This is a genomic window from Niallia taxi (assembly GCF_004005475.1).
Classification (GTDB): domain Bacteria; phylum Bacillota; class Bacilli; order Bacillales; family Cytobacillaceae; genus Niallia; species Niallia taxi.
The window spans coordinates 90,325-115,038 of record NZ_RZTZ01000009.1 but is presented as its reverse complement, the minus strand read 5'-3'; the positions used below and the strand labels follow the sequence as shown (position 1 = coordinate 115,038).

Annotated in this window: 31 protein-coding genes; 26 read left to right on the top strand and 5 right to left on the bottom strand. The window is 32.0% G+C overall.

Features of this window, described 5'->3' with window-relative positions:
• Positions 1–180 precede the first annotated feature (180 nt).
• From EM808_RS19555 to EM808_RS19500, 12 genes are all read left to right on the top strand, one after another.
• Positions 181–873 carry a hypothetical protein gene (locus EM808_RS19555; protein WP_127739888.1) on the top strand — a complete coding sequence of 231 codons (693 nt, stop codon included), beginning with the start codon at positions 181–183 and terminating at the stop codon, positions 871–873.
• Positions 874–1,437 (top strand): hypothetical protein, encoded by a 564-nt coding sequence (locus EM808_RS19550; protein WP_127739887.1) that lies wholly within the window; start codon positions 874–876, stop codon positions 1,435–1,437.
• Positions 1,438–1,610: 173 nt separating this feature from the next.
• Complete coding sequence (locus tag EM808_RS19545) at positions 1,611–2,210, top strand: hypothetical protein (RefSeq protein ID WP_127739886.1); 600 nt, start codon at positions 1,611–1,613, stop codon at positions 2,208–2,210.
• Between the two features lie 130 nt (positions 2,211–2,340).
• Entirely contained in the window at positions 2,341–2,775 is a 435-nt protein-coding gene (locus tag EM808_RS19540) for a hypothetical protein (protein ID WP_127739885.1), read from the top strand.
• Between the two features lie 65 nt (positions 2,776–2,840).
• A complete protein-coding gene (locus EM808_RS19535) occupies positions 2,841–3,155 on the top strand; it encodes a hypothetical protein (protein ID WP_127739884.1) in 315 nt (104 codons plus the stop codon).
• Between the two features lie 24 nt (positions 3,156–3,179).
• Positions 3,180–4,508, top strand: coding sequence for a DNA topoisomerase (locus EM808_RS19530; protein ID WP_127739883.1), 1,329 nt, complete (start codon positions 3,180–3,182; stop codon positions 4,506–4,508).
• A 53-nt stretch (positions 4,509–4,561) separates the two neighbouring features.
• Positions 4,562–4,945 (top strand): topoisomerase C-terminal repeat-containing protein, encoded by a 384-nt coding sequence (locus EM808_RS19525; RefSeq protein ID WP_127739882.1) that lies wholly within the window; start codon positions 4,562–4,564, stop codon positions 4,943–4,945.
• A gap of 262 nt (positions 4,946–5,207) precedes the next feature.
• Positions 5,208–5,438: a hypothetical protein gene (locus EM808_RS19520; RefSeq protein ID WP_127739881.1), complete on the top strand. Its 231-nt coding sequence runs from the start codon at positions 5,208–5,210 to the stop codon at positions 5,436–5,438.
• 91 nt (positions 5,439–5,529) lie between these two features.
• Entirely contained in the window at positions 5,530–6,012 is a 483-nt protein-coding gene (locus tag EM808_RS19515; protein WP_127739880.1) for a hypothetical protein, read from the top strand.
• Between the two features lie 60 nt (positions 6,013–6,072).
• Positions 6,073–6,561, top strand: coding sequence for a signal peptidase I (gene lepB, locus EM808_RS19510; RefSeq protein ID WP_127739879.1), 489 nt, complete (start codon positions 6,073–6,075; stop codon positions 6,559–6,561).
• Between the two features lie 311 nt (positions 6,562–6,872).
• Positions 6,873–8,177, top strand: coding sequence for an RES family NAD+ phosphorylase (locus EM808_RS19505; RefSeq protein ID WP_127739878.1), 1,305 nt, complete (start codon positions 6,873–6,875; stop codon positions 8,175–8,177).
• 111 nt (positions 8,178–8,288) lie between these two features.
• Positions 8,289–9,431: a DUF3800 domain-containing protein gene (locus tag EM808_RS19500; RefSeq protein WP_127739877.1), complete on the top strand. Its 1,143-nt coding sequence runs from the start codon at positions 8,289–8,291 to the stop codon at positions 9,429–9,431.
• A gap of 101 nt (positions 9,432–9,532) precedes the next feature.
• Here EM808_RS19500 and EM808_RS19495 read toward each other — a convergent pair whose 3' ends face one another.
• The 3 genes from EM808_RS19495 to EM808_RS19485 form a co-directional block, all read right to left on the bottom strand.
• On the bottom strand, positions 9,533–10,699 hold the full coding sequence (locus EM808_RS19495; protein WP_127739876.1) for a tyrosine-type recombinase/integrase: 1,167 nt from the start codon (positions 10,697–10,699) through the stop codon (positions 9,533–9,535).
• A 300-nt stretch (positions 10,700–10,999) separates the two neighbouring features.
• A complete protein-coding gene (locus EM808_RS19490) occupies positions 11,000–12,202 on the bottom strand; it encodes an abortive infection system toxin AbiGii family protein (protein ID WP_127739875.1) in 1,203 nt (400 codons plus the stop codon).
• A gap of 2 nt (positions 12,203–12,204) precedes the next feature.
• Entirely contained in the window at positions 12,205–13,065 is an 861-nt protein-coding gene (locus tag EM808_RS19485) for an abortive infection system antitoxin AbiGi family protein (RefSeq protein WP_127739874.1), read from the bottom strand.
• 479 nt (positions 13,066–13,544) lie between these two features.
• Here EM808_RS19485 and EM808_RS19480 point away from each other — a divergent pair, with 479 nt between their 5' ends.
• On the top strand, positions 13,545–15,125 hold the full coding sequence (locus EM808_RS19480) for an SH3 domain-containing protein (protein ID WP_127739873.1): 1,581 nt from the start codon (positions 13,545–13,547) through the stop codon (positions 15,123–15,125).
• A 432-nt stretch (positions 15,126–15,557) separates the two neighbouring features.
• Here the strand turns inward: EM808_RS19480 and EM808_RS19475 are convergent, their stop codons facing one another.
• The gene (locus EM808_RS19475; RefSeq protein ID WP_127739872.1) at positions 15,558–15,920 is read right to left on the bottom strand and encodes a helix-turn-helix domain-containing protein; all 363 of its coding nucleotides are present in this window, start codon (positions 15,918–15,920) and stop codon (positions 15,558–15,560) included.
• Positions 15,921–16,300: 380 nt separating this feature from the next.
• On the opposite strand from EM808_RS19475, the gene EM808_RS19470 reads away from it, so the two are divergent.
• The gene (locus EM808_RS19470; protein ID WP_127739871.1) at positions 16,301–16,825 is read left to right on the top strand and encodes a DinB family protein; all 525 of its coding nucleotides are present in this window, start codon (positions 16,301–16,303) and stop codon (positions 16,823–16,825) included.
• 33 nt (positions 16,826–16,858) lie between these two features.
• Here the strand turns inward: EM808_RS19470 and EM808_RS19465 are convergent, their stop codons facing one another.
• Entirely contained in the window at positions 16,859–17,866 is a 1,008-nt protein-coding gene (locus EM808_RS19465) for an IS1595 family transposase (RefSeq protein ID WP_127739870.1), read from the bottom strand.
• 222 nt (positions 17,867–18,088) lie between these two features.
• Here EM808_RS19465 and EM808_RS28680 point away from each other — a divergent pair, with 222 nt between their 5' ends.
• The 12 genes from EM808_RS28680 to EM808_RS19415 all read left to right on the top strand — a co-directional run bounded on the left by EM808_RS28680 (position 18,089) and on the right by EM808_RS19415 (position 24,618).
• Positions 18,089–18,253, top strand: coding sequence for a hypothetical protein (locus tag EM808_RS28680; RefSeq protein ID WP_164849719.1), 165 nt, complete (start codon positions 18,089–18,091; stop codon positions 18,251–18,253).
• A gap of 116 nt (positions 18,254–18,369) precedes the next feature.
• A complete protein-coding gene (locus tag EM808_RS19460; RefSeq protein ID WP_127739869.1) occupies positions 18,370–19,344 on the top strand; it encodes a helix-turn-helix domain-containing protein in 975 nt (324 codons plus the stop codon).
• Between the two features lie 15 nt (positions 19,345–19,359).
• Positions 19,360–19,518 carry a hypothetical protein gene (locus EM808_RS28675; RefSeq protein WP_164849718.1) on the top strand — a complete coding sequence of 53 codons (159 nt, stop codon included), beginning with the start codon at positions 19,360–19,362 and terminating at the stop codon, positions 19,516–19,518.
• 402 nt (positions 19,519–19,920) lie between these two features.
• The gene (locus EM808_RS19455) at positions 19,921–20,634 is read left to right on the top strand and encodes a thermonuclease family protein (RefSeq protein ID WP_127739868.1); all 714 of its coding nucleotides are present in this window, start codon (positions 19,921–19,923) and stop codon (positions 20,632–20,634) included.
• 114 nt (positions 20,635–20,748) lie between these two features.
• Complete coding sequence (locus EM808_RS19450) at positions 20,749–20,913, top strand: aspartyl-phosphate phosphatase Spo0E family protein (protein ID WP_127739867.1); 165 nt, start codon at positions 20,749–20,751, stop codon at positions 20,911–20,913.
• A gap of 242 nt (positions 20,914–21,155) precedes the next feature.
• On the top strand, positions 21,156–21,509 hold the full coding sequence (locus EM808_RS19445; protein ID WP_225314823.1) for a DUF4257 domain-containing protein: 354 nt from the start codon (positions 21,156–21,158) through the stop codon (positions 21,507–21,509).
• 97 nt (positions 21,510–21,606) lie between these two features.
• Positions 21,607–21,897, top strand: a complete 291-nt coding sequence (locus EM808_RS19440) for a hypothetical protein (RefSeq protein WP_127739865.1) — start codon at positions 21,607–21,609, stop codon at positions 21,895–21,897.
• A 310-nt stretch (positions 21,898–22,207) separates the two neighbouring features.
• Positions 22,208–22,495, top strand: a complete 288-nt coding sequence (locus EM808_RS19435) for a hypothetical protein (RefSeq protein WP_127739864.1) — start codon at positions 22,208–22,210, stop codon at positions 22,493–22,495.
• 400 nt (positions 22,496–22,895) lie between these two features.
• Positions 22,896–23,381: a hypothetical protein gene (locus tag EM808_RS19430; RefSeq protein ID WP_235856656.1), complete on the top strand. Its 486-nt coding sequence runs from the start codon at positions 22,896–22,898 to the stop codon at positions 23,379–23,381.
• Positions 23,369–23,635, top strand: coding sequence for a hypothetical protein (locus tag EM808_RS19425; protein WP_225314822.1), 267 nt, complete (start codon positions 23,369–23,371; stop codon positions 23,633–23,635). The genes EM808_RS19430 and EM808_RS19425 overlap by 13 nt, the downstream gene beginning before the upstream one ends.
• Before the next feature lie 229 nt (positions 23,636–23,864).
• Entirely contained in the window at positions 23,865–24,326 is a 462-nt protein-coding gene (locus EM808_RS19420) for a hypothetical protein (protein ID WP_127739862.1), read from the top strand.
• Between the two features lie 13 nt (positions 24,327–24,339).
• A complete protein-coding gene (locus EM808_RS19415; RefSeq protein WP_127739861.1) occupies positions 24,340–24,618 on the top strand; it encodes a hypothetical protein in 279 nt (92 codons plus the stop codon).
• Positions 24,619–24,714: the final 96 nt, after the last annotated feature.

Below are 24,714 nucleotides of genomic sequence, written 5' to 3'. Positions count from 1 at the left end.
ACATAAAAAAATAGGCATTGCATCAAAATGAGTCTAAAGATTTATTGTGTATTTTATTTAGTGAGTCAAAAGATGCTTGTTTTTGACAAAATTCGACAAAGTTGAGTTATTTATATGTCTATAATGTATAAAGTAAGCAAGGAAAGAAAACTGCAATAAACAGGAAAGGGGATAGTTGTAGTGACTATTCAGCCAATGCTAACAGAAGAAAATATTAACACCATCATAAATGTACTAAGGGAGAAAAAGTACAACCTTAATAGTTTTCACTTGAAATATAGTGCTCGTGAACAATCACTGTTGTTGGATGGAAAAGGTATTCAAGGGATTAACCAAACTGATGATTATTACGAAGCAATTGAAGATAATTTGGTTTATGCTGATTTCAACTGGATCTCACCAATGTGCGAAGCCTTAAATATTAATTTTACTGCGAATTTAAAGGTACTGCCGGAAGGAGACATGGAACATAATAAGGTTAGACTAGTAGTAACGGTTCCAGTTCCTGTTGAATGCAATGGAAATAAGCATAGAGTACAAGAGGTTCTATATAATCCATTTATGAGGGTTGTTAAGTTTCAATCCTTTGTGAAAGAAGTTGTTTTCTTTGGTAATAACCATATGGTTACCAAAGTGGACTTTATCTTGGAGATCGAAGGGAAGAAAATAGTTCCTCATCTCAAAGATAACCCAGGAATTAATCATCAATGCTTGAATCAATGGATGGCCACTGCAGATAAAATAATTGATTACGGAAAAAAAGATTACAAATATGTAGAGCATTTACAAGTGCTAAATGGGCGTATGGCTAATATATCCTATGAATCTACTACTTCCTTCCGATTTAAAAATGATTCGAAGAAGGAATACTAAATGAATATAAAAAAGCGAGGAATACCTTTACTAATGCTATTAGTGGCAGCTATAGCTTTTCCCATTCAAGCATTCGCAAGCCCTATTAATTTTAATCAAGGATCATCTTTTAGTAGTGATGTTGTAAATTGGACATCGAATATTAATGCATATGCTCCTACAGTTTCCTTCCTTTTCTCTGCTATCTTTGTGTTAATGTTTTTATTTGGAGTTGTAAGGTTAGGTTACTCTATTATCACTAAAACAGGGCAAGTAATGAAGGGATCTACTGGATTACTGATATGGGTGCCAATCGCATTCTTCTTAATTAGAATTTTTCTAATCTTGTTATTTACAATTAACAGCACAAATGTTACACTGATTGCATCAGATGTGATTCGTTTAATTCGTACTACTGGTTATTTTACCGTTTTAGGGATGGTTCTCATAGGATTCGCCATGTTCCTTTTCTTTAAATTTTTAAAACATCCAGAGTTCGGGCGATGGAGTAAAAGATTATGGGTAGCTGCTGGATTATTATTTGTCTTAACAAGCATCATGCCAGTAGTATTTGGAGCAGTGTAAGGAGAAGTACAAGTATGCCAGCTCGATATAAGGTAAATGAATCAGAAGTTAAAATGATATTAGATAATCCACGTAGAAAAGTTGTTAAAAACGGGTGTTACTAATGATATGCCTTTACTAAAAAAGGACAGAATTAAGCGAGCTGCAGATATTTTGAATAATAGGTGATAACATTGCTGAAATTGGTTGTAAATAATACAACAAACCAAGAAAATACAGAGGAAAAACTAACTTGTAGAAACTCTTGTGAATATTATGATGAAATAACCGAAAGCTGCTCGATTAAATCGAATGTAAATGTAGATAGTACATATGAAGTGTTGGGATGCACTCACTTCCTCAGTAAAATAGTTCCTGATGAGAATTATGAGCGACCTAAACCAAAGGCACTTAACAATATTGACGATGACTCCATGTTAAAAGAAGTATTGGAGCAAAAAGCAATATTAGATGCTTCTAAATATCCTATGAAACCGGACTTAGATGCTACCTGGTTTGTCGCCCCATGTGGAACCTACGGTTGCTGGATTATAAACGGATCTGCAAACAAATTTTCTATCGTTAAAGATGTTGATGAGGTAGAAAAAAGATGGCATGCAAATGTATATCGTTCACCAATTCCTCTTCATGACCATAAATCATCATTAGGCCTTGCATCTAGAATTGCCTGGGTAGTAGATGAGGAAGGATATGGTCAATATGCGCTTATATTCAATGGCGATATAACTAAAACCCGTTATCCTAGACCACGCAATTGGAAAAGAAGCTATTGATAAGGTAATGTTGTTGGATTATAATGAAATCAATATCATAAATCAAGGGAAGGACCCTTTTTCATTGAAGCACATGCAGCATGTGTTTTTTTGGAAAAGGGTCTTTTTTTATTAAAAAGGAGAATTATTTATGAGTGCAGATATCTGTGTAGTAGGAGGCAGTAACATTAGCTTCGAAAGTGGATTAAAAGATGTGATAGATATTATGTTTGGAGCAAAATACTCTGTTATATCTAAAAGTGATCTTAAGGTTAATGATGAATCACCTAGATTAATCGTAGTAACCTCAACCCATCTAAAAGAAGCTTCTTCCTTTACTCAGCTAGAAAACCAAAAGAGAGATGGCGCAAAATTAGTGATACTTAAGGACGGTCCTGAATTGCCGGAAGATCTTCACTTATTTACAGGGTTTCTCTCTAAAAATATGAGTGCTTCAGAAATGAAGCAAGCGATAGAAGACATTCTAGAAAACAATGAGTATTTTGTTCATCCAGAAGTGGGTGCTTCCATTTTGATACATTATAACCGTTACCACCAAAACAAAATAGAGAACCAATGCATTTAAAGAACAATAGATACCATTGCCGCTTCCTAAAGCTTAAAAGTTAACCAGAAAAGAGGAGAGAGATTTTGGGGAAAGTGTTAGTTTGTTGCGAAAAGCCTATTCAGATGAATCAATTAGTAGCACCATTTCCACATAAAAAGGTAGGTGATCATATCTTAGTGGAACCATGCAAGACATTTCCTGATTCCGCTGTCTTTATATCTGCAGTTGGTCATATTTTAGAACTTTATAATCCTGGAGACTATGATGAATCTCTTAAGTCGTGGAATATTAAAGACTTACCTATCGTACCTAGAACATTTAAATTAAAGGTTATTCCTAGTAAAAATCGTTCCTTACAAACGTTTCGAAAATTTCTAAAGGATCCATCCATTAAATAAATTGTTAATGCTGGAGATTCAGCCATGGAGGGACAACTGCTCATAGATGAAATTTTATATTACTTAGGAAACAAAAAGCCTGTGAAACGTTTATGGACCTCATCCCTCACGAAAAATGGAGTAGAGACAGCGTTTAAATCCCTGAAGAGTAATAAGGAATACAATCATTTATATCAAGCGGGTATTGCGAGGCAAAGAGCTGATTGGTTAATTGGGATCAATACAACAAGAGCGTTAACGACTTTGATGGGTGAAAAAGGTTTGAATATAACAATGAATGCTGGAAGAGTACAAACCAGTTTAATGGGAATTGTTTATCAAAGAGAATTAGAAATTGAAACATTTGAAAGTGAATCTTATTGGGACTTCTACATTTCTACACAATTTAAGAATGGAACCATAACAGCAAAGTGGTTTAACGATAAGGAAAGTCACATTTTTAATAAGGAAGCTGCCTTATTAGTAAGGGATTTCTGCCAGAATAAAAGCCCAAAGGTTTATTCCATTGAAGAGAAGGAGCACATCGTTAAGCCGCCTCAACTATTTAGTCTATCCACTCTGCAATCAAAGGCTAATCAATTATATAAGTTTTCTTCGGATCGCGTGCTAAAGCTTTTACAATCGTTATATGAGAAGTGGAAGCTCGTTTCTTACCCAAGGACTGATAGTTGTTACTTAACAGCGGAGGAAGCAGCTACACTCCCTGATATTCTACGAAAGCTAAATGAGTTAGAGGATTACAAACCGCTCCTAAATGATGCTATGAAGGATATTACAGATGACAAGAGGTATGTAGATTCTTCTAAGGTTTCGGATCACTTTGCGCTTCTTCCTACAGAGGATGTTAGTAATTACTCATTCATTAGTAGTAAAGAGAGACTGATCTACGATTTAATTGTTAAATCATTAATCGCTGCTCATTATCCAGACCACATATATCAGTCTAGAGAAATGATCCTCTCTATCGATGACCAATTTACATTTAAGGCAAACGGGAAAGTAATCACACAAAATGGTTGGAAACAACTATATAATAAATCCCTTGATGAACAAGAAGACACAGAGTTAGAAATGAAGATGCTTCCTCTTGTACATGAGGGAGAAACAGGAATACTCTTATCTCATTCATTAGAAGAAGGATTTACAAAACCAAAACCTAGATTTACAGATGGAGATCTTATCAAGATAATGAGTAACGCTGGTAATTGGGTCAGGGAAAAAGAGGATTTCAAGAATAAAGAACTAGTGTTAGGAACTGCCGCTACCATACATGAAATTATAAACAAAGTTAAAGATAAATACATATCTGTTCAAGATAATCAGGTTTATTACTACCTGCAGGAAGGGTTTTAATTGAGGCTTTAGGAGCGAATAGTTATTTAACTTCGGTTCTAACTACAGGACGTATGGAAAGGTATCTGGATGATATAAAAAATGGGAAAGCTTCGGTTGATGATTTTTTAAAAAGAACAGAAAAGATGAGTTTGATTGTTCTTAATGAATTAAAGGAGAAATCTAAGACTTGGAACTTCTCTGAGCAATTAATTCAGGATATAGTACCAAAAGAGATAGGACGATGTTTATCTTGTGGTGGAAATTTAATAGAGAGAGATAAATTTTATGGATGCAGTAATTATTCCGCCAATAACTGTACTTTTAGCATTCCCAAACAGAAGGCAGGCGTAACCATCACCAAGGTTAATATAGAGAAACTACTTACAACCGGTACAACATCTCTAATTAAGGGATTCAAAAAGAATGGTAAAGATGGAACCTTGGGATTCTATTAAACAAAGCATTGTCTATAAATTTCAGTAACGAAAAAACAGCATATGAAAGAGGTTGTAACATGGAATCATTCTGACGGCAGCTTTAGTGTTGGGTTATTTTGGGGAACTCTTTTGAGTGTTCCTTTATGGATATCTATATTAGGCTGGCTTAAGATTGTTATCACTTACTTATAACGGCGATAAATCCATATTTAAAACGTGGTTTACCCTACACGGACCATATAAGTTTATGTAGGGGAAACAGGGCGAAGTGAGGGGTTAAATGGGTAAAGCAGGCTATCTTACAAAGAAATATACAAAAGGGAAATTTTATATTTATGTTAGGCAATCCTATAGAGAGAGTAACTCAGTGAAGCATAGATACTTATTCAGTTTTGGCGTAATGCCAGAAGCTCTTAATAAAATGCATAGGATATTAGAGCAAGAAGAGTCATTTCCAGAAACTTTATCAGAATCTCATTTTACCTTAGAGGATGTTTATGATTGGATTTAACGATTGAAACAGGCGTTACCTCTAAGGGGAGAAGTTTTTTAATATAAAGCTAAATAAATGCATTTAAAAACATAGAAAGAAAGGAAAACATATGAATTTACATAAACCAAAATTAAAAATACTTTCCATAGAACATGAATTCCAACATGATCATGAAGATAGTGCAAACCGGTGCCATAACTTAAGGATTAAGGTAAGTGTTATTAATAACAAATTCTTAGAATATATCTTGTTGAAACCAAAATTTAATGGTGGAGACTTCAGCGTAAAACTGAAAGAGCGCGAGAAAAACATTAAATTAAGGATGTACCCATATAATAGTCAATTTGAAAAGATGATTTATACCACACGTACCTTTAATGAATTGCTAGAAGGGACAGTAATAACTTTTAAAAGTGCTTACCATGCAAAATTGTTTTTAGAACAAACAGAAGCTATTCTAACTAAATATCTGACAAGATCTTATGTTCAATTCCAGAAAAATAAGATGTCCAATCCAACTATAGGGGAACAGGATAAACATGGTGTGATAGATGATATTGTAGAGCAGACTTTATTACATCGGATACGTTGAACCAGCAACATATCATTTATAACTTTGAAAAACCACTAGCTTAATTAGGAGTACCGTTTAATGAATAAGAAATATATTAGAAATAAACTTCTTGTATTTATTGTCGCATGTATCTGTCTATTTGTTATAAGATCTTACTTCTTTTCCTTAGGTAAGGTAGATGGGGAGTCCATGTATCCAACTTTAAATGACCATGATTATGTTCTGTTGAATAAGGTTAGTTATAAAATAGGGGAACCAAAACGTTTTGATATCATCATGTTTACCCTTCCGGATAATTCCGTATTAATCAAACGTGTTATAGGTTTACCCGGTGAAATATTAGAATATAAAAATAACCATTTATATGTTAATGGAAGAATAGTTAAGGAGTCTTTTCTAAAGGAAGAAACTGAGGATTTTGAAACTATGAGTATACCAGATGGTGAAATTTTTGTTATGGGTGATAATAGAGATCATAGTACGGATAGTCGAGTATTTGGAACCCTTCCAATTTCGCATATATTAGGGGAAGCATCTTTTAAAATATGGCCAATAACTGGATTATAAATCATAAAATTGGCTGTTATATGTTTACGTTTAAAATGTAAATATGATTATTATTAAACGTTTAATGAAGGCTAATACGATAAGTATTATATGCAGGTTTAGAGCTTAATTGCTACCTTTTTATCTTGTAAGCTTTATTAACTATTGGACGATTAGATTTTTAAGGTTGCCTTTTAGAATATCATGTAAAATTATTTTGGTTTTAAGGTTAATCTATATTTAGATTTTCTGCTAGAATCTGGTATATTAATAATGTAAATGAAAATTTATAATACTCTTTGTATATTTAATTCGAAATCAGGAGCTAATATATGACCAATGAAAACAAAGATAAGACCGAATCATTAGTTGAATCAATGTTGATTAACCAAACATCAACAGAAATCTCAGATGCTTGGAAAACTGTTTCTGTAGGTAAACCTACAACGGAAATCTTGGATGCTTGGAAAACTGCAACCTCTTTAAGGAAACCAATAACAGAAATCTTGGATACTTGGAAAACTGTAACTTCTGTAGGTAAACCTACGACGGATATCTTAGATGCTTGGAAAACTGCAACTTCTGTAAGTGAACCAATGACGGAAATCTTAGATGCTTGGAAGACTGCAACTTCTGTAAGAAAACCAATAACGGAAGTCTTAGAGGCCTGGAAGACTGCAACTTCTGTAAGAAAACCAATAACAGAGATCTTAGATACTTGGAAAACTGCTTCTGTAGGTAAATCTATAACTGGAATCTCAACTGCTTTGAGCACAACATCTAATAAGATTAGCTCCGTTAAATTTTCTAAGAATCTTGTTGTTCCGATACAAACATTAAATCAATTTTATTCTAATGTAGATAATAAATCTGCTAATAAAATTTTTAAAGGTATTTCACCAGATGATTATTCTATTAAATCAAATATTGAGAACAATAAGTTTAATACTATTATTGTAAAAAGCAGTGGTAAAGAAGAAATACCTGTCAAATCATTTGTAAGTACCGTTGGGGCTACGGATCTTTTAGAGAGTATTTCTAAAAATGAAGCTGTTTCGTTTTATTTGCATTTGGCAGATTATCCAATGCTTGGAGGAGAACACGAGGTAGGTCGCAGAATTATAGAGCAACTAGACACTGTAAAAACTATTAGTTTAGAGAAGAATATAAAATTATTTAGGGCAAGACCAAGAGATAAAAAGAAGCGACCAATCCCATATACACAACCAGAAATGTTTTCGGCACCTTTCGGATTATCGAAACAAGGTAGATATAATGTTGTAGGGCAAGGAGAATTATATACTTGTGATAATAAAGAGATTGCTATTAGAGAGTGTGTAAAAGATAAAGATACAACGGTTGATGTAATTGAATGGGAGTTAATCGAGCCAGTAAAAATGATTGATTTAACTAATAAAAAGCATCCACTTGTTGAGTTTTGCACTTATAGCTTGGAAAGCTCCTCTGGCTTAGATTATCTTGTCCCAAACTTTATAGCCCAATGTGCAAAAAGTAAAGGTATAACTGGTATTGTATACCGAAGTAAGTTTAACGATGATGTTTATAATTATGTCTTTTTTGATTATCAATATAATTGGTTCAGATTAGTATCATTATATGAGTTATTGAGTGCATAAAGTAATTAATTTGAAAATCTGATTATGGTGAATTGAAGCGATATAGGTGGAATTAAGATTAACATGCACAAATCGGAAGTCTTCAATATGTAAATAGAAGGGTAATATTTAATGATGACTATTTTGGACGTCTCTTTACAAAGAGAAAGAGCTATTCAGATGAATGATTTGAAAAATGTAGATATTAATTATTCCTTTTTTTATGATGAGACAAATAATCCTAAGAAATTTAAAATTACAAATGAAGGTTTTAATGTAAATGAAAATGATTTTTTCATTCTTGGTGGAATAGTACATAGAAGTGAAAATCACATATCTAATGAAAAAGTAGAACAGTTATTTGCTCAGTTAATAACTCAGAAAAACATGAAAGAAATAAAATTTAAGCAAGCTTCAAATGGGGCTAAAGATTTTTATTCAACTATGAAAGCAAAAAAGATAGGATTAGTTCTAAAATGGATAGAAGACAATAAGATTTGGATACATTATTCATATAGAGATAATTTGTATTATGGCCTAGTGGATTTAATTGATACCTTAGGGGAAGTTTACTTATTACCTAGAGAGATGCTTACACAGCTGAAAACTATATTATATAAATATATCAAAATCGATCAGGAGAACTTTATTTCTATTTTAAGATACTATAACTATCCAAACATTACGGATGTTAATGGTTTTGTTGAAAGTATTTTGAATTGGCTTTCTGATAAAGAATTTGAGGATTGGCAAGAGGATTTTTTAATGGAGTACTTTCGTCAATCCTTAAAATCTGCCAGAAATGATGGTCTTCAATTGTTGGAAAATAATAAAAATCTAGAATTAATATCCTCTTTTGAAGACATATATTTAACTAGAATAATAATATTTAAAAACTCATATCACTATTTTGATGAAGAGGCAACTATTGAAGAAAAGATTAATAGTGTATCAATGTTAATAAATGATATACCGCTTAATAACTATAAATTTTTACATTCACATGAAAATAAATTTACACAGCTCTCTGACATAGTAGCTGGTATATTAAGAACTTGGTTAAGGTATCTTAATAACTCTAGCATTGAAAAGATTAAAGAGGATTTTGAGGCTTGTGGTGAGTTAGAATCAGGTAATACTGTGAGGTTTGTAGGTATACTTGAGAATTCTCTACAAGAAAATAAAGCCTTTCAACATTGGTCCGGTGATTTACACACAGCAGACAAAATAAGCTGTTTCTTTGATCTGGTAAGTTTTAAAAGGAAGGGAATATAAACATAAAAGGGTTTGCTAAAGAAGCAATCCCTTTTATGTTTATATTTTTTAATAAATTAAATAAATTCCATCTATTTAATTGTTCTAAGTCTAATCCCTTGTCAGAGACTATTAATTATATTTGAATTCTTCCATGTATGAGAAGCACTGTTTTTACGTGATAGTCGTTTTTCTAAATAACGAGCTGTTGTTCGATAGCTTGAGTGGCCCAAACTAGGACTTATTGATTCTAATGTTGCTCCGTTCTCCGCACTTATTATTGCATAAGCATGACGCAGGAAGTGAGGCGTTATTGGTGTTCTGCGTATTTTGATAAATGTAATGTCGGCCTTATTAATATGCTTCGTTAAGTAGTTAGACAAGTATTTATAGTTATAAGGGTTTCCGGTAGCAGTTGTAAAAATAGGAGAATCATCGGTAGTATCTAGTTTGAATTCTAATCTTCTTCTTATCCTAAACAATCTAATTTCTTCTATTATATTAGGGTGCAATAGAACCTCTCGTTGTTTCCTTCCTTTCCCCATTACATTCAACCAGTAATCACCATCTTGATAAGTAATATCTGAAATCCGGCTACTACACAATTCTCGAATCCTTAAGCCTGTTGTAGAAAGGACGGCAATAAAACAATGAAGAATTGGGTGTCCTTTAAAGTAGTCAAGTAATTGAAGAACCTCATTTGAGCTAAGGTCTCTATTTGGAATATCTGCATCCCTCACGTTGCTGCTTAACATCTTTTCATGTAAGGGGATTTTTATATATTCATTTATATATAGGTAAGATAAAAAACTTTTAAGGATAATCATTTTTCGGTTTAATGTTGCAGCTGCATAAGGCTTTCCGCCTTTTCCTAAAGGAGCTGTTAACAACCATTCTTGATACTTTCTTAAATTGCTATGAGTTAACGATTGAAATAAGGAAGGAGCATGGCCCAATACTTGATAGCTTAATTTAATTTGGAAAGTAGTTAGGTTTTCTAAAAGTTGTTTATAAATAATTAAAAGATCTCTTAAGTACTCTTGCTTAGTGTTCGTCATTCTGTTCTTTTTTTCATTCATGTCTTTTTTATTATGTACAAATAGATATATCATTTCTAGATCGCTAAATTGGAGGGCATTGGGATTATCTAAAAAATCTGTCTCTACTAATAATCTTGTATATAATTTTTCGTTTAACATAAAGGTTGTTAATTCTTTTGTATTATTGAAATTTTCGAAGTTAATTATACTATTGTTTGTAATTTTGTGATTAGTAGGGTAATTGTTCATAAGTTTATCCTCTTTTTTAAAATTTGAATAAAAGGCATAGTTTTTTATTTTATTTATTTTAAGTTAATAAATATTTAATAAATTTTTGTTATTTAAATATAAAGTTAATACATTTATAATATCTTTAAAGTTAATTAGATAAATTATAATAATCTAGGGATATATAGAAAAACAGTTTATTTGTCTATTATATATAAACTATTATAACTTTTATATTTAATTATAATGTTAATAATAACGTAAAAAATAATATATTTATATAAAAATAAAAAGACAGCAGGTAATCTGCTGTCCAGTAACTTATAAAATTATTTCTTCTGCGTTTTGAAAAACATCCATATCCTTTTCTTCTTGGTACCTTTTAGCATTTATTTCATTGATAAAGTGTATGGTTGTCTGAAAGGTTTTTTTTGTTGGTGTAGGTTCAGTTTCTAACATGTATTTATCATTATCTAATATATTAACACCAATAACTTTAAAATCGAAGTAGCCAATCAAGCTGAAAAGCTCGATTTCACAACCAAATAATTCTTTTTTGCTATTCCTTATAAATTGGAATGATAAGCTTTGATCTATTAATTCCTTAGGGTTAACTCCACGTACTCCATTAAGGGTTAAATCATTTAATTTAATATATTCCTTAAATGGCTTGTTTTCATATAAGGAGCGATAAAGTTCCTCGACTAATAAAACATCGTTGTGTTTTATTTCTGACGTAGGTATAAAATTTACCCCTAATAAGCTTTGGAGTTTCAAAACCTTTACCCAGAAATTAATATTTTCATCGATTGAAGTTAATTCAGTTTTACTATCTGTTGCTTGAGGTAGTGGTTGTTTATTTATTTTTATGTGTCCATTCATACAAGCTTTATATATTTTTAATGCTTCTATCAACTGTTTGATGTCCTTCGTTTTATCAATATCTAATGTAAAGTTAAATTTAATTTGATTATTTATTTCATCGATTAAATAAGAAATTTCTAATACACTATTATCAATACTTTTGAATAGACTTTTATGCATGTGTGGATATGGTTGTCTTTTCATTAAAAACTCCCGCTTAACTTCATCACTTTCTAGGATAACTTTGAAGGGATTTTGAAATGGTTTAGGCACCATATAGAATTCAGAATCTCTTACTTCCAAATCAGAAAAAGGGAGCTTTAGTAATTCATCTATATCAAATTCTTTATTGTTAATTTTTATAATATTATTTTTAGATATAAGTTTAATTTTTGTTTGCGTTCTATACATATATTCTATTAATTCAAAGAAAGTTGATGGTTTTAAATCATCAGGGAGATCAGCTGGCAATTGAACACTAAAACCTGAAAGCTGGAAGTCGCCTCCGGTATTAGGTAAGAGTCCGGCAGCTCCTTCTCCTAAGTCTGTATAAACAAACCCCTCTGGTAATTTTTCATTTAAAGATTGCATTACTTCGGCAGGGATTTTTTGATCTATTTCATTTTGCTTAAAAAATGCTTTTTCAAAATTTGTAAACATAATCACCAATCCTCTTTTAATTCATTAAAAACTAAAATCTTTGAAATTAGGGTGTACTTTTCTATTTCGCTTATTTTACAGTTATGGACAATGTATGAAATCAATTCACTTCTATCTGCTTGATCATTCACTATAATATATTTAATGGCATCATATTCAAAATCCAGCCACAACTCCGGCTTATGGCGTAATCCATCTGAATAAGTATTATAACTTTTGGGATTTAAATGGTCTTGACTAATAACCAGGGGAAGATCTGTATCTATTCCATTTATATTAGGTATAAATCTCCATTCTTTTTCATCGTGGAAATTTCTTTTTTCGTACTTACTTTTGTTCTGAACTGAATATCTCATTTCTCCTTCGATTGGTTTCATATAAAATAATTGATGTAAAATTAGATTGTTATAAACTGTATAGGTACTTCTTTCTTCTTCCGTTTGTGCAGAAAGAGTTTTATTAATAACTTCTTTGAAATCTGATAGTAAATTAGAATGTTGATTAACGTAATGTATCGGTTGAATTCCTCTTTTAATTCCCCATTCTTTACTCAATCCTATCCCGTATAATCCGTAATTTTCCATGTGAGGAGCAAGTTTATTTAAATGGATATCACAAAAACAACTCATGGGAATTGCGATTTTTTCTAGGCTATCAAGTTGTAAATAATCTAGTTTCTCTTCGTAGTATCTTGGAATTATTGCCTTTTTTAAAATAATATCTTCTAGGAATTCTAATTTGTTCATAAATCTAAACAAAACGTTGGCACTTTGTTTAGATGGGATATAAATTTGCTCACTATTAAGACTTGGGTTGTTTTGAAGATTAATTACCTGTATTTTTTCTTTATCTAAGATAGTCATTTGATAATCCTTTCACTGATAATAGTATAACTAGTTACATATATTATACTTTATAAGAGGGTTTTAGATGAATTATTCAAAATTTCTATTTGAAAATACTTAGCTATTGAAGTAAAATAATATTGTATATATTTTATATTTTACTTTTTCTTGCAATCTACTTAGATTAGCAGTCTCAACTAATAAACTCAGCAGCCTTTGGGCTAACATACTCTTATTTACGTTTGTATTTAAAGAGGTGTTAACTCAAAGGCTTTTTTGCGTTCAAAAAAGAATGAGAGGTGAGTATTTTAAGAGGATGTACACTGGATATTGAGCGATATTATTTATTGCAAATAAAATGACTTTTACACAAATAGTTAAAAAGTCCTGTGTTTTTATTACTATTTCGTATTTAAAATTATTAGATGGAATAGTAAAATATACATATATATACATACATAGTTATTAATAAAGGGGAAAAGAGAGGAAATTCAATAATGAAAAAACATCTTACTATACTATTGGTAGTTATTTTAAGTTTTCTAACAATAATACCAATCGGGATTAAAGCGGCTGAGTTAGAAAAAGCACAATGTACTATGACAATTGATGCTGCTAAAAATACACAAGCAAATCCAGCATCTGCATCGGGGGCTTGTAATGACCAAGTTTTTGGATATTATGCTCCAGATTCTAAAACTTATAATCTATTCGGGTTAATTCATGATACTGTTACAAAAAATGGACAAGTATTTACAATGGCTGTAATGGATGATAATCATGTGGAAGCAGACTTAACTGTCTACATTAAAGATAGTAGTAAAGATGAAGAGGGATCTGATACAGATCTACCGACACTTTTTAAAATTAGGGTAACTAAGGATAATGCTGCTGTTCATACAAGCAACAGTGGTAGTTCTAAAACCTACAAGCATTTGAAGTTAAATAACATTGTAGAAGTGGTAGAACAAAAAGGTACTTGGTATAAAATCAAAGATGGTTCAACTTATGGTTGGATTTGGAATCAATATGTTTCAAAGGATTTGACGCCAGAAGTACCAACAGTTCTTTATAGCTTAAGAGTTACAAAGGACAATGCAGCTGTTCATACAAGCAATAGTGGAAGTTCTAAAACGTACAAGCATTTGAACTTGAATGACATTGTAGAAGTGGTAGAGCAAAAAGGTACTTGGTATAAAATTAAAGATGGTTCAACGTATGGTTGGATTTGGAACCAGTACGTATCAACTGATTTAACACCAGAAGTACCAACAGTTCTTTATAACTTAAGAGTGACAAAGGATAGTGCAGCTGTTCATACAAGTAATAGTGGCAGTTCTAAAACGTACAAGCATTTGAACCTGAATGACATTGTAGAAGTAGTAGAGCAAAAAGGTACTTGGTATAAAATTAAAGATGGTTCAACGTATGGTTGGATTTGGAATCAATATGTATCCACTGACTTAACACCAGAAGTACCATCAAAAGTACTTTATGAACTAAGAGTAACTAAGGAAAAAGCTGCTGTTCATACGAGTAATAGTGGTAAATCCAAAACGTATAAACACCTTTATACAAACAATATTGTAGAGGTTGTAGAGAAAAAAGGTACTTGGTATAAAATTAAAGATGGAACAGGTTATGGTTGGATCTGGAACCAATATGTATCCACTAATCTAACACCACAATCATTGTACGATTTAAGAATTGTAAAGGATAAAGCCGCTATACATACAAGTAATAGTGGAAAATCTAAAACATACAAGCATTTGTACAAAAATAATATTGTGGAAGTAGTAGAGAAAAAAGGTACTTGGTATAAGATCAAAGACGGATCAAGTTATGGCTGGGTTTGGAATCAATATGTATCCACTAACCTAACGCAAAATACACTATACAAGATGAAAGTAACAAAAGATAAAGCCGCTGTTCATACAAGTGACAGTGGAAAAGCAAAGACTTATAAGCATTTGGCTAAAAATAAAGTAGTAGAAGTAGTCGAGAAAAAGAACAACTGGTATAAAATCAAAGATGGTAAAAGCTTTGGTTGGATATATGGTAATTATGTAAAGAAATAACAAAAAGGGATAAATCACACTAGTGATTTATCCCTTTTTGTTATGAAAACGTAAAGAGCACGATGATATTGTGAAAATCTGCCGAAAATAATTTATTTTAAAGTAGAGTAGAAAAATACACATATATGCATGCTAAATTAAATTATTCCACTCGAATAAAAAATGAACCATACCAATAGTAAGTGGATATATAAATCTGTTTAAAGCAAAATTCAACCACCATTGAGGATTAATTGCTAAATCCTTACATCTATTCCCCTGGATATTTTCTAGTTTTCACACCAATTTTACCTGAATCTTATTTATCTTAAAACCAAAATCTAATTTGTATACCTTCACCTGAATCTCCCATTTGAACAGGAGTATGTTCTCTTTAACCTAACATTCCTGGGTCTTTCATAAACAATCCCCTCTATACACTAATTTTACTGTTTAATCTTCATTAGTTTGATTTTTATCCAATATAGATACTAAATTACTTACTAATTCATGGATTAGTATAAGCTCTTCCTGGGATCTTGAACTTAAAAGGTTCATATGTGTTGTTAACAAAACGTCCTTATTAATAATTTGTTCCGTTTCACTAATTGGTTTAAATAAATCTTTAGCTTCTATTTCTAATGCTTGCGTTATTTTATTTAATGTTCCAAGAGAAATATTTCTCTCTGCTCTTTCCACACCACCAATATAAGCGGAATGAATGTTGGCGATTTCAGCTAGTTTTTCTTGCGTATACCCTTTATTTAAGCGGAAGTATTTTATTCTTTCTCCGATTACTCTAACAAGATCATTCATTCTATACACCTCCTTATAAGAGTAAAAAAAGTTGGGAACTCTTAACAGTATCATATAAGTTAGTTTTATTAATAAATAATACTTATAAGTTATGTGTTTACCACATTTGGAAGTTTATGATAAAATTAATTATGATTTTATAGTTAAATTTATAGTTAATTTTTACGTTTGTTTAAATGATGTTAAATTGATTTACTAACAAAAATTAGATTTACTCTAGAAGGAGAAAAAATTCCATGGAGGAAAAATACTATTTTAAAAAGGCTCTTTTCGTAAGAATTGTTGCTTTCAATAAAGACAAGGATAAAATTTACTTTTTATGGTATTATTGTTATAAAAGATATCCAGATTTCTATCCGAGTAAATGAGGTGCAAGTTCTATGGAATTTAAGATTGAAAAATTAGATGGATTTAGCTCCCAAATAGGTCATCTTGTCTCGCAAATGAACTATGCTAGAAAAACGACTTTAGAAGCCGTAAATGGCTTAACGACTGCCGAATTAGACTATTTACCGAGCAAGGATAGTAATAGTATCGGTGCCCTTTTATTGCATATGGCTGCTGTTGAAAAGGGGTTTCAAATAGAGATTTTTGATGGTCGGAAACCGAACGGACAAGAAATGGAAGAATGGGGTGCACCATACAGTCTTGGAGATAAAGGCAGGACACATATCAAAGGACATCCCTTAGAGTTTTATATAGCCAAACTAGAAGAAGTTAGAAATAGAACTTTTAAAGAATTCGCTAATCTAGATGATGTTTGGTTGTACGAAAACAGAATATGGGATAACCACCAATCTAACAACTATTTTATTTGGTTTCACGTATTTGAAGATGAAATTAACCATAGAGGTCAAATAAGAATAATTAGAAAAATGTTGTCTCAGAATTCCTTAAATGAATAACAATTAAAGCCGTTCCTTAACAGAATGGCTTTTCTATATCTCTCGTAAGAAATTCACAGTTATATTATTTGAGTTTTGACAAGAACTGAGGAGCATTTGGTTTATCTGTTCTTTTTCAGCCAACTTCTTGCTTTGTTGAAGGAAGCTGAACCAATAAAGGTAATTATCCAAATATTTTGTAGCCACTCCTTGAAATCTATCCATCCACCCCTTTAATCGTTTATGGTAGTTGTTCACGTTCTGCAAGTGGTAGATGCCTTTTTTGACATATCCCTCTTTGCTCAGATTGATGGGTTCGTGTTTTAGTGACTTGATAAGAGCGAATTTTTTGTAGTTGGTAGCTGTATCTGTGCACAACAAAGAAGACGGGTCAATATAACTTCCAATAACCGCGTCAATTTCTTCAGCTCTTACTCGACCAGTTCCAGCCTTCTGAGCAATGACCTGCCCACTTCGGTCCTGAGCGACCACAACAGCAATTTTAAGATTACTAATACCTCTCTTTTTATCTCTACCTCCACGTTTCTTAGGTTCCCTGTCCAAAGTTCTCCTCCCCTTTAGAGACTCTTTAAAAAAGGTTTCGTCGCTTTCGATAATCCCTTTCAACATTTGATATCCAATTGAACGCAGGGCGAAAAGGATTTTATGCCTCCAGTAAAATGCAGTAGAGATATGGATTTTTAACCTCTTTGCGATTTTCGGTAGAGTGTATCCTTCTACCATCATTTGAAAGTATTTAGCCCACTTACCAAGATATCGTGTCCCAGAAATCGGTGTATTAGAGAGGTCATTGAAGGACTTCCCGCAGTCACGACAGAGATACCTTTGTCTATCTCTGTACTTCCCATTACGCTTAACTTTCACACTTCCACAATGAATGCAACCTAAGCCCTCTTTAAAACGGGTTTCTCTAATTATTGTAAACGCATCTTTCATATCTGCATCATTATTATCTATGAAATCTTCTTTTAAAAGGTTAAAAAGTTGAATTTGCTCATCTTTAGTTAAATCCGAAAAATGGGCATAGATATCTTTCATCATAGAAAAACCGCCTCCTGAAAGAGTATTTTATCACCTCTTATAAAGATGGTCAAAATAGCAACAATCTATGCGAAAACAGCCTTTAAAAAAGAAGAAAGAGAAATTGGGTTTAGAAAAAAGGTAAGAGTGAGGAAGACAGTTTATTTTCTACATGAGTTTAAAGATGGTTATCGTGTCGAGGTAAATAGATTTTTCTATTCTAATGTAGTGGAGGTAAGTCTTATGTTAGGAGGAGGTAAATCTCAAGTCAAACAGTTTACAGCCGTTAGTGAAGCCTTACCAAATCCAACAAAGGAAGAATTAGAATCACTGGTGAAGGAATATTGTACGAATGCAGCTACCCTTATTAATGAGGCAATCAAAAAAAGAGAAACCGAAGATTCATGATGTAATATAAAGTTAAGTGCTTATTTTATAAAAGTTACCTATTTTATTAGCGTGTTTATAAAAACGGTCTTCAAATGATATAATATACCCAAATATGATTATTAAGGGTGAACTAAATGGATGATAAACAGTACAGTAAAGAGCTGTCTACGAAGGAAGCGGCTGAACTGTTAAATGTTAAGGTAACAACAATTCATAAATATGTTAAGGAAGGCAAACTTACTCCTTCGAATGAGGCGAGTTGGCATATAGATAATAGAAAATACTTTTATGAAGCAGATCTACTTCGTCTTAAGAAAGAATTAGAAAAGCCAGGTTATACAACTGGTGATGTCGCAAAGATATTAAATTTACATACTGTCACTATTTCTCAATATGTAGCTAAAGGATTATTAAAAGCAGAAAAACACATATATAAAGGAAGAGAACTTAATTTCATAAGTAAAGAAGAATTTGATCGTTTCTCTAAAAAGTATCTAGGTAAAAAGCGTGCAGAAAAAAAGGAGTTTTATGATAAGGATTTAGAAACTGCATGGTTTCAACGCTTTGCTAACCAGGATGGTATGGAGGCAAGGATTTTAATAGAAGATTATGAACCTGTGCTGGTAACTAAATCAGGTTTAAGGATAACAATAAATGAAATAGAGGGTAACGGTTACTTACCACAAACACTTATTGTGGACCATGGTTATGTATCTAAAAAGGGATATGCTACATTCGCATTTTCTTATCAGGACAAGATTGACTACCCTCTCTATGATTTTATTGAAATTTGTTATAGTCACCTGGGGCCAAAAAATATGAAATTAGGATTAGAAGAGTCTATATTAACTTTAGAAATAAAGCCATATGTATTTCCAGACAATTTGCTTAACGAAAAAATCGTTGACCTCTTAAATCTTCACCTTAAAGAGGGAAGTATTACTCCATCTCGTAAAGGTATATATATTGATAGTGATCATGAGATATTAACTTTTGCGGTACCCTCTTCTCTCAAGAAGAAAGTGAAACAAGCTTCTGATGAAAAAAATATAACGATGGAAGAACTTTTAGCAGACATTGTTTCTAATTATTTTAATGATGGAAATTAAGAAGGGGTGTACGAAATGGGAAAAATCTTTCCGTTTAAACCAAAGTACCAAGTTGTAGAATTTGGTGATCCGAAAGAGAAAAGAGATGCTCGAACAAAGGAATTACTACAAGAGTATGAAGAATTAAAAGAGAGGATAGAGAAGAGAAAAGCGAAATTTTTCATGTTCAAATAGATGAAGTAAGAAAAATATGGTAAGATGTATTGGTAATATTATTTTAAATTTCAATTTTTTAGCGATCCGTATGGATTAGCAGACTAACTAATAAACAAGAAGCCTTTGGGCCTAAAAAACAAATTTTGTATTTCATTTCGATGTATGCAAATTTTGTTTAGGCCTGAAGGCTTCTTTTTGTTTTTAAAAGGGGGCAAAAAAGAGATGGATTTAGAGAGTTGATTATTAATTAAAGTGTACAGAGAGGCTTGAGGGATAAACAAAGAGAAAGAGGAAAAGGATCTGGATGTAGTTAAGATAATTAAATAAAAAATGGATGAGAACACCTCGAATACAACTTTTAGGTAAGTTTTAGTGGTATATTGGTGTTCTTTTATTTTTCTATATAGGAGTGGGACTTTAATGAGAAATTTTAAAAATGTAATTATCGCCATATGTATGATTGTTTTGCTAAGTGGCTGTTCTTCTAGTGATCTAATGGATTATACAGATAGGAAAACATATGAAGTTGCAAAGGATTCAGCAAGTGAGAGTGGCTCATTCCTTGAAAATCTGATAAATGGCACAGAAGAAACACAAGAATCTACAATAGAAGAGATGCGAACGATGACCGTTGAACGGGTTATTGATGGTGATACCGTTGTATTTCAAGATGGATCGAAAGCCCGCCTTTTATCCATTAACACTCCAGAGATTACAAAAGGGAAAAATGAACCTTACGGACAAGACGCACAAGCATTTCTTTCACAGCTTGTGGAAGGGAAAGAGATACAAATTAAGAGTGATCCTAAGGCTGGTGAAACCGATAAATATGGAAGATTACTAGTCCATGCTTTTGTCGGTGGTAAGAGTATACAGTATTTACTTATAGCAGAAGGATTAGCTAAAGTTGCTTATCTTTATAATGATTATGAATATACGGATTTATATAAAGAAGCAGAGGAATTAGCGAAAAATAATAGCCTTAATATCTGGAGTATTTCAGGATATGCCGACAGTGAAGAGAATGTCTTTAATACAAATGTAGTAAAAGAATCAATCCTGGATGAAGCATCTACTACTGTAAAAAGTGTTCTAGATTACCTTAATCATGCTAAAAATCTTATGAAGAATTAGGAAATGGTAAGACAGCCGCTCAGTTTAGAATGAGGAGATTGTATAGATAAAATATGGATTTACAGATATTAGGGGAACGGAGATAATACATACGAAGTTAGGAGAGGAACAATATTGGAAGAGATCTTAGATCGCATAGAGAATGTTAGAAATGAGATGATTAATATAGGATTAAGCGAAGGTTTTAGGTCAGATAAAACACTTAAATTAAGTAAAAAATTAGATGATCTGATCCTGCAATATCAGAAATTAAATATAGGGGAAAAGCAAATCTCTTAAGTTCAAAGAGAAAAATATAAAACTAGTTGGTAGTTAACGTAAAATATAGTAAAATAGAAAAGTATTTTACTTTTTCATTTTTACTTTTTTTTGCAATCTTTTTAGATTAGCAGGTTAACTAATAAACGTAGCAGCCTTTGGGCTAATAGACTCTTTATTTACTTTGCGTAAATATCGGGTTTATTATCTCAAAGGCTTTTTTGCGTTTATTGACAATTAAGCATAAAGAGGTGATAAGTTTGTTGGAAAATTTAGTTATTGCGGGTTGTATTGGCGGTTTTATGGGTTTGTTAACTCACGCGAAAAGAAACAATACTATTAAAAAACCAAGAAACCATAAAACAACTTTTAACCCAGGTGTACTCTTAGACATTGGATTTGGTGCAGTTGTTGCAGTTGTTGCGATTTTATTTGCAGATCCTAATGGAATGGAGCGTATCTTTTTAACAGCAATTTTAGGCGGATATGCAGGGGAAAATGCAATTAATATGGTCGAGAAAGATAAAACATTAAAGAACAGCGAAGTTGTAAATTCACTTGTTTTAGAGGAGAACGAAGAATTACCACCAGCTAATAAAAAAAAGAAAGAACAATAAAAATTGCTCCTTCTTCATATTTAGCAAAAGGTCATTTGTGGTATAATATTAATAATTATATAGAACGTTGAGGCAAAAAGAGAAAGGAGAAATGACCATGGTGCGCTTAAGGGATGTATTAACTGCTGAAGAAAAGCAAAGAGTAGATGAATTGAAATTGCTTATTCTTGATGCTTTTAGTGATAAGGAAAGATATGTTTTAGGACAAGAAGTTAGAGAAATATTTGATACAGCGAAGGCTAGATATTATGAAATGTTAAATGCTTCAGAAGAACAATCTGCAACAGTTGAATTTACAGCGAAGCGAAAAGAGTCTCTTGCATTTAAAATCAGTAATTTAAGAAATAGAAGAAGGTTATCTAAACTTTCTAAGGTTGCATCTTTATAGAAAAGTAGGCTTTATTCCAAGATAAATGGAATAGAGCCTTTTTAATATCTAAATAAAGAAAGTAAAGGATAAAGAGTTGATCTTTGTCCTTTTGTTTTTGGAAATTACTCATAATTTTTGCACCTATAAGAACCTAAAATGAAAAAGGTGGATAGCATAGTAAAGGAAGTCTTACCAATGCCTAAAAATAAGAAGGAACAATAATTGCTTCTTCTTTAATTAGATTTAGTATTGGCTCAAATGTAGTATAATGTAAATAACAAATAAGGCCGAAGTTACTTTAAGGATCATGGAAGGAGAACATTGACCTATGCGATTATTGGATGTATTGACTGATGAAGAAAAACAAAAAGTTGATGAATTAAAATTGTTGCTTATGGATGCTTTTGGAGACAAACAAAGAGCTATCATAGTCTCTGATATTAATGAGATATTGGATTCAGCTAGAGCTCGTTATTATGAGATGCTAAAAGCCTCAGAAGAACAATCGGCTACAGTTGAATTTACAGCGAAGCGAAAAGAATCTCTTGCATTTAAAATCAGTAATTTAATAAATAGAAGAAGGTTATCTAAACTTTCTAAGGTTGCATCTTTATAAAAAAGTAGGCTTTATTCCAAGTTAATAGGAGTAGAGCCTTTTAATATCAAAATAAAAAAAGTAAAGGATAAAGAGTTGATCTTTGTCCTTTTGTTTTGGGAGAATGACTCATAATTTTTGCACCTATAAGAACTTAAAATTTCCATAGACATCAGGTTGACATTAAAAGAAGTTTAAATACAGGGATACAGTATCTGTTGCTCAGGGAGAATAAATCAAAAAACATAATTAAACCATTATAGTATTACTATATTATATGTCTGAAAAGTTTGAATTTATTAAATGCTTGGATTCTATGATTTTAGAATATGGTATAATTGTATAATATATATAGAAAGTGAATGAGACTATGCTATATAATATCAGGACGCGTCAATTCGTAGATTGTTATTACCGTAGAGTGGGTAAAAATGAAGTAGGAGAATATATTCCTCCAAATTGGGTATTCAATTTTAAAAATGATTTTAATAAAGATTGTGAAGTCTTTTCATTAGAGACAAAAGAATACCCTGGAATAGCTCAAGGTATAGTTGCCTTAAGAGTGTATAAGGGGGAATATAGAGTACAACTAGTTTCAGCTGAATCTTCTAAGGAAAATAAGCTTTACAGGATTGGATTAGAGAGGTATGGAGTTAACGATTTTAGAATATATAAAGGTGTAGGAAATAATCTTGTTGCCTTTGCTTGCCAGTATAGTTTAGAGAATGGTTGCGATGGTTATATGCATTTAACATCTAAGACAGAAACAATTAATTTTTACACATCAAATGAGCTTGGTGGCGAATTTTTCGAAGAGAAAAGTCAATTAATCATTTTTGATGAGAACATTGGTCAGAGACTAGCAAAAAGGTATTTTCCTGGAGGTGCTATACAATGGGTAAAATAGCTCGTGATTTATCAGATTATAGTGTTTTGCGGAATCTTCATGTTGGAAACAATAATGAAGAGGTGAGGAATGATATGCTTAAGGAATTTGATAAGGCAGATAAATATTTTCCAGATGGCATCTTTGTAGATCCAAAGGAAACTAATGAACCTAAAATTCGATTCAGAGCATTGTCTAAATATTGTGCTGAACATGGGAAAAAGCCAAAGGATCTTACAGATGAAGAAAGAGAAAAATTTATTATTCGTGATTAGTTACAGTAAACAAATGAGTAGAGTTGAAATAATTAAAAAACGGTTGATTAAGGATGAAAATAATAGGGATTTAGGTTAGTACCTTATTCCTTCTTTACAATATCCCGTTACATTGATAAACTTAACTTAATTTAGATAACACTAAAGGGAGAGCCCCTAGATGTAGAACATGCCACAGGTATGTTCTCTTCTAGGGGCTTTTTTATTTTTAAAAGGAGTGATTTTAATCATGTCAGAAATTAAAAATGAAAGAGTGATTATGGAGGATACTTATTGTACCAATGTGGTGTTAAGGTGGTTAACTACTGATTTAGCGCTAACGAATAAACGATTTAAGGGATATGATCGCAACACCTTATTTAGCCTTTTGCCATTAGGAAAAAACGAAGTAACGATGCCTTTGAAATCTATTGCGAGCGTTTCTACCTCTACAAAATTCCACTTAAAACGCTTTGCGATTGGTTTAGTTTTTACCTTGATTGGTATACCAGAGTTATTTAATTTTAATTTATTTGGTCTTTTATTTTTGGTGTTAGGAATCGTGCCGCTATTTAATTCTTATACATCTACCTTAATTGTAACCAATAATGCTGGCCATTCTATCCCTATTCAAATCTCTATCCTAGAAAAAGGGAACCTTCAGGAGTTTGCGAACAAGGTAAACGACACTATCGCCGAGGAAGTAGCGTAAGGGAGAAGGAAAAGTGAATATGGAGGCATACTTATTAGAGGCAGACCCTAAATCGGTTGCACACGAGCACGACAAGAGGTTTCTCAGAAATATATTGAAAAAAGAAAAGTTCATCTCGGTACCTTGCTCTAATCGTTCTATTATGAGGGGGGAAGCTTTAGGGGAAGTAATAATTGAAGTTTCATCCGACACAGAGCTCAGAGAAATCGTTCAAATGGTAAAGATAATGAAGAAACGAAAAAGTCCGTTACGCCCTTTATTTCAGACGATTGCTGCAGGGATAGTGGAGTGACTTTAGTAAAGGGATTTAATAATCAAATATAAATAAAGGGAGAGCCCCTAAGGAGATATAGTAATCCTATGTCTTCTTAGGGGTTTTTATATTTAA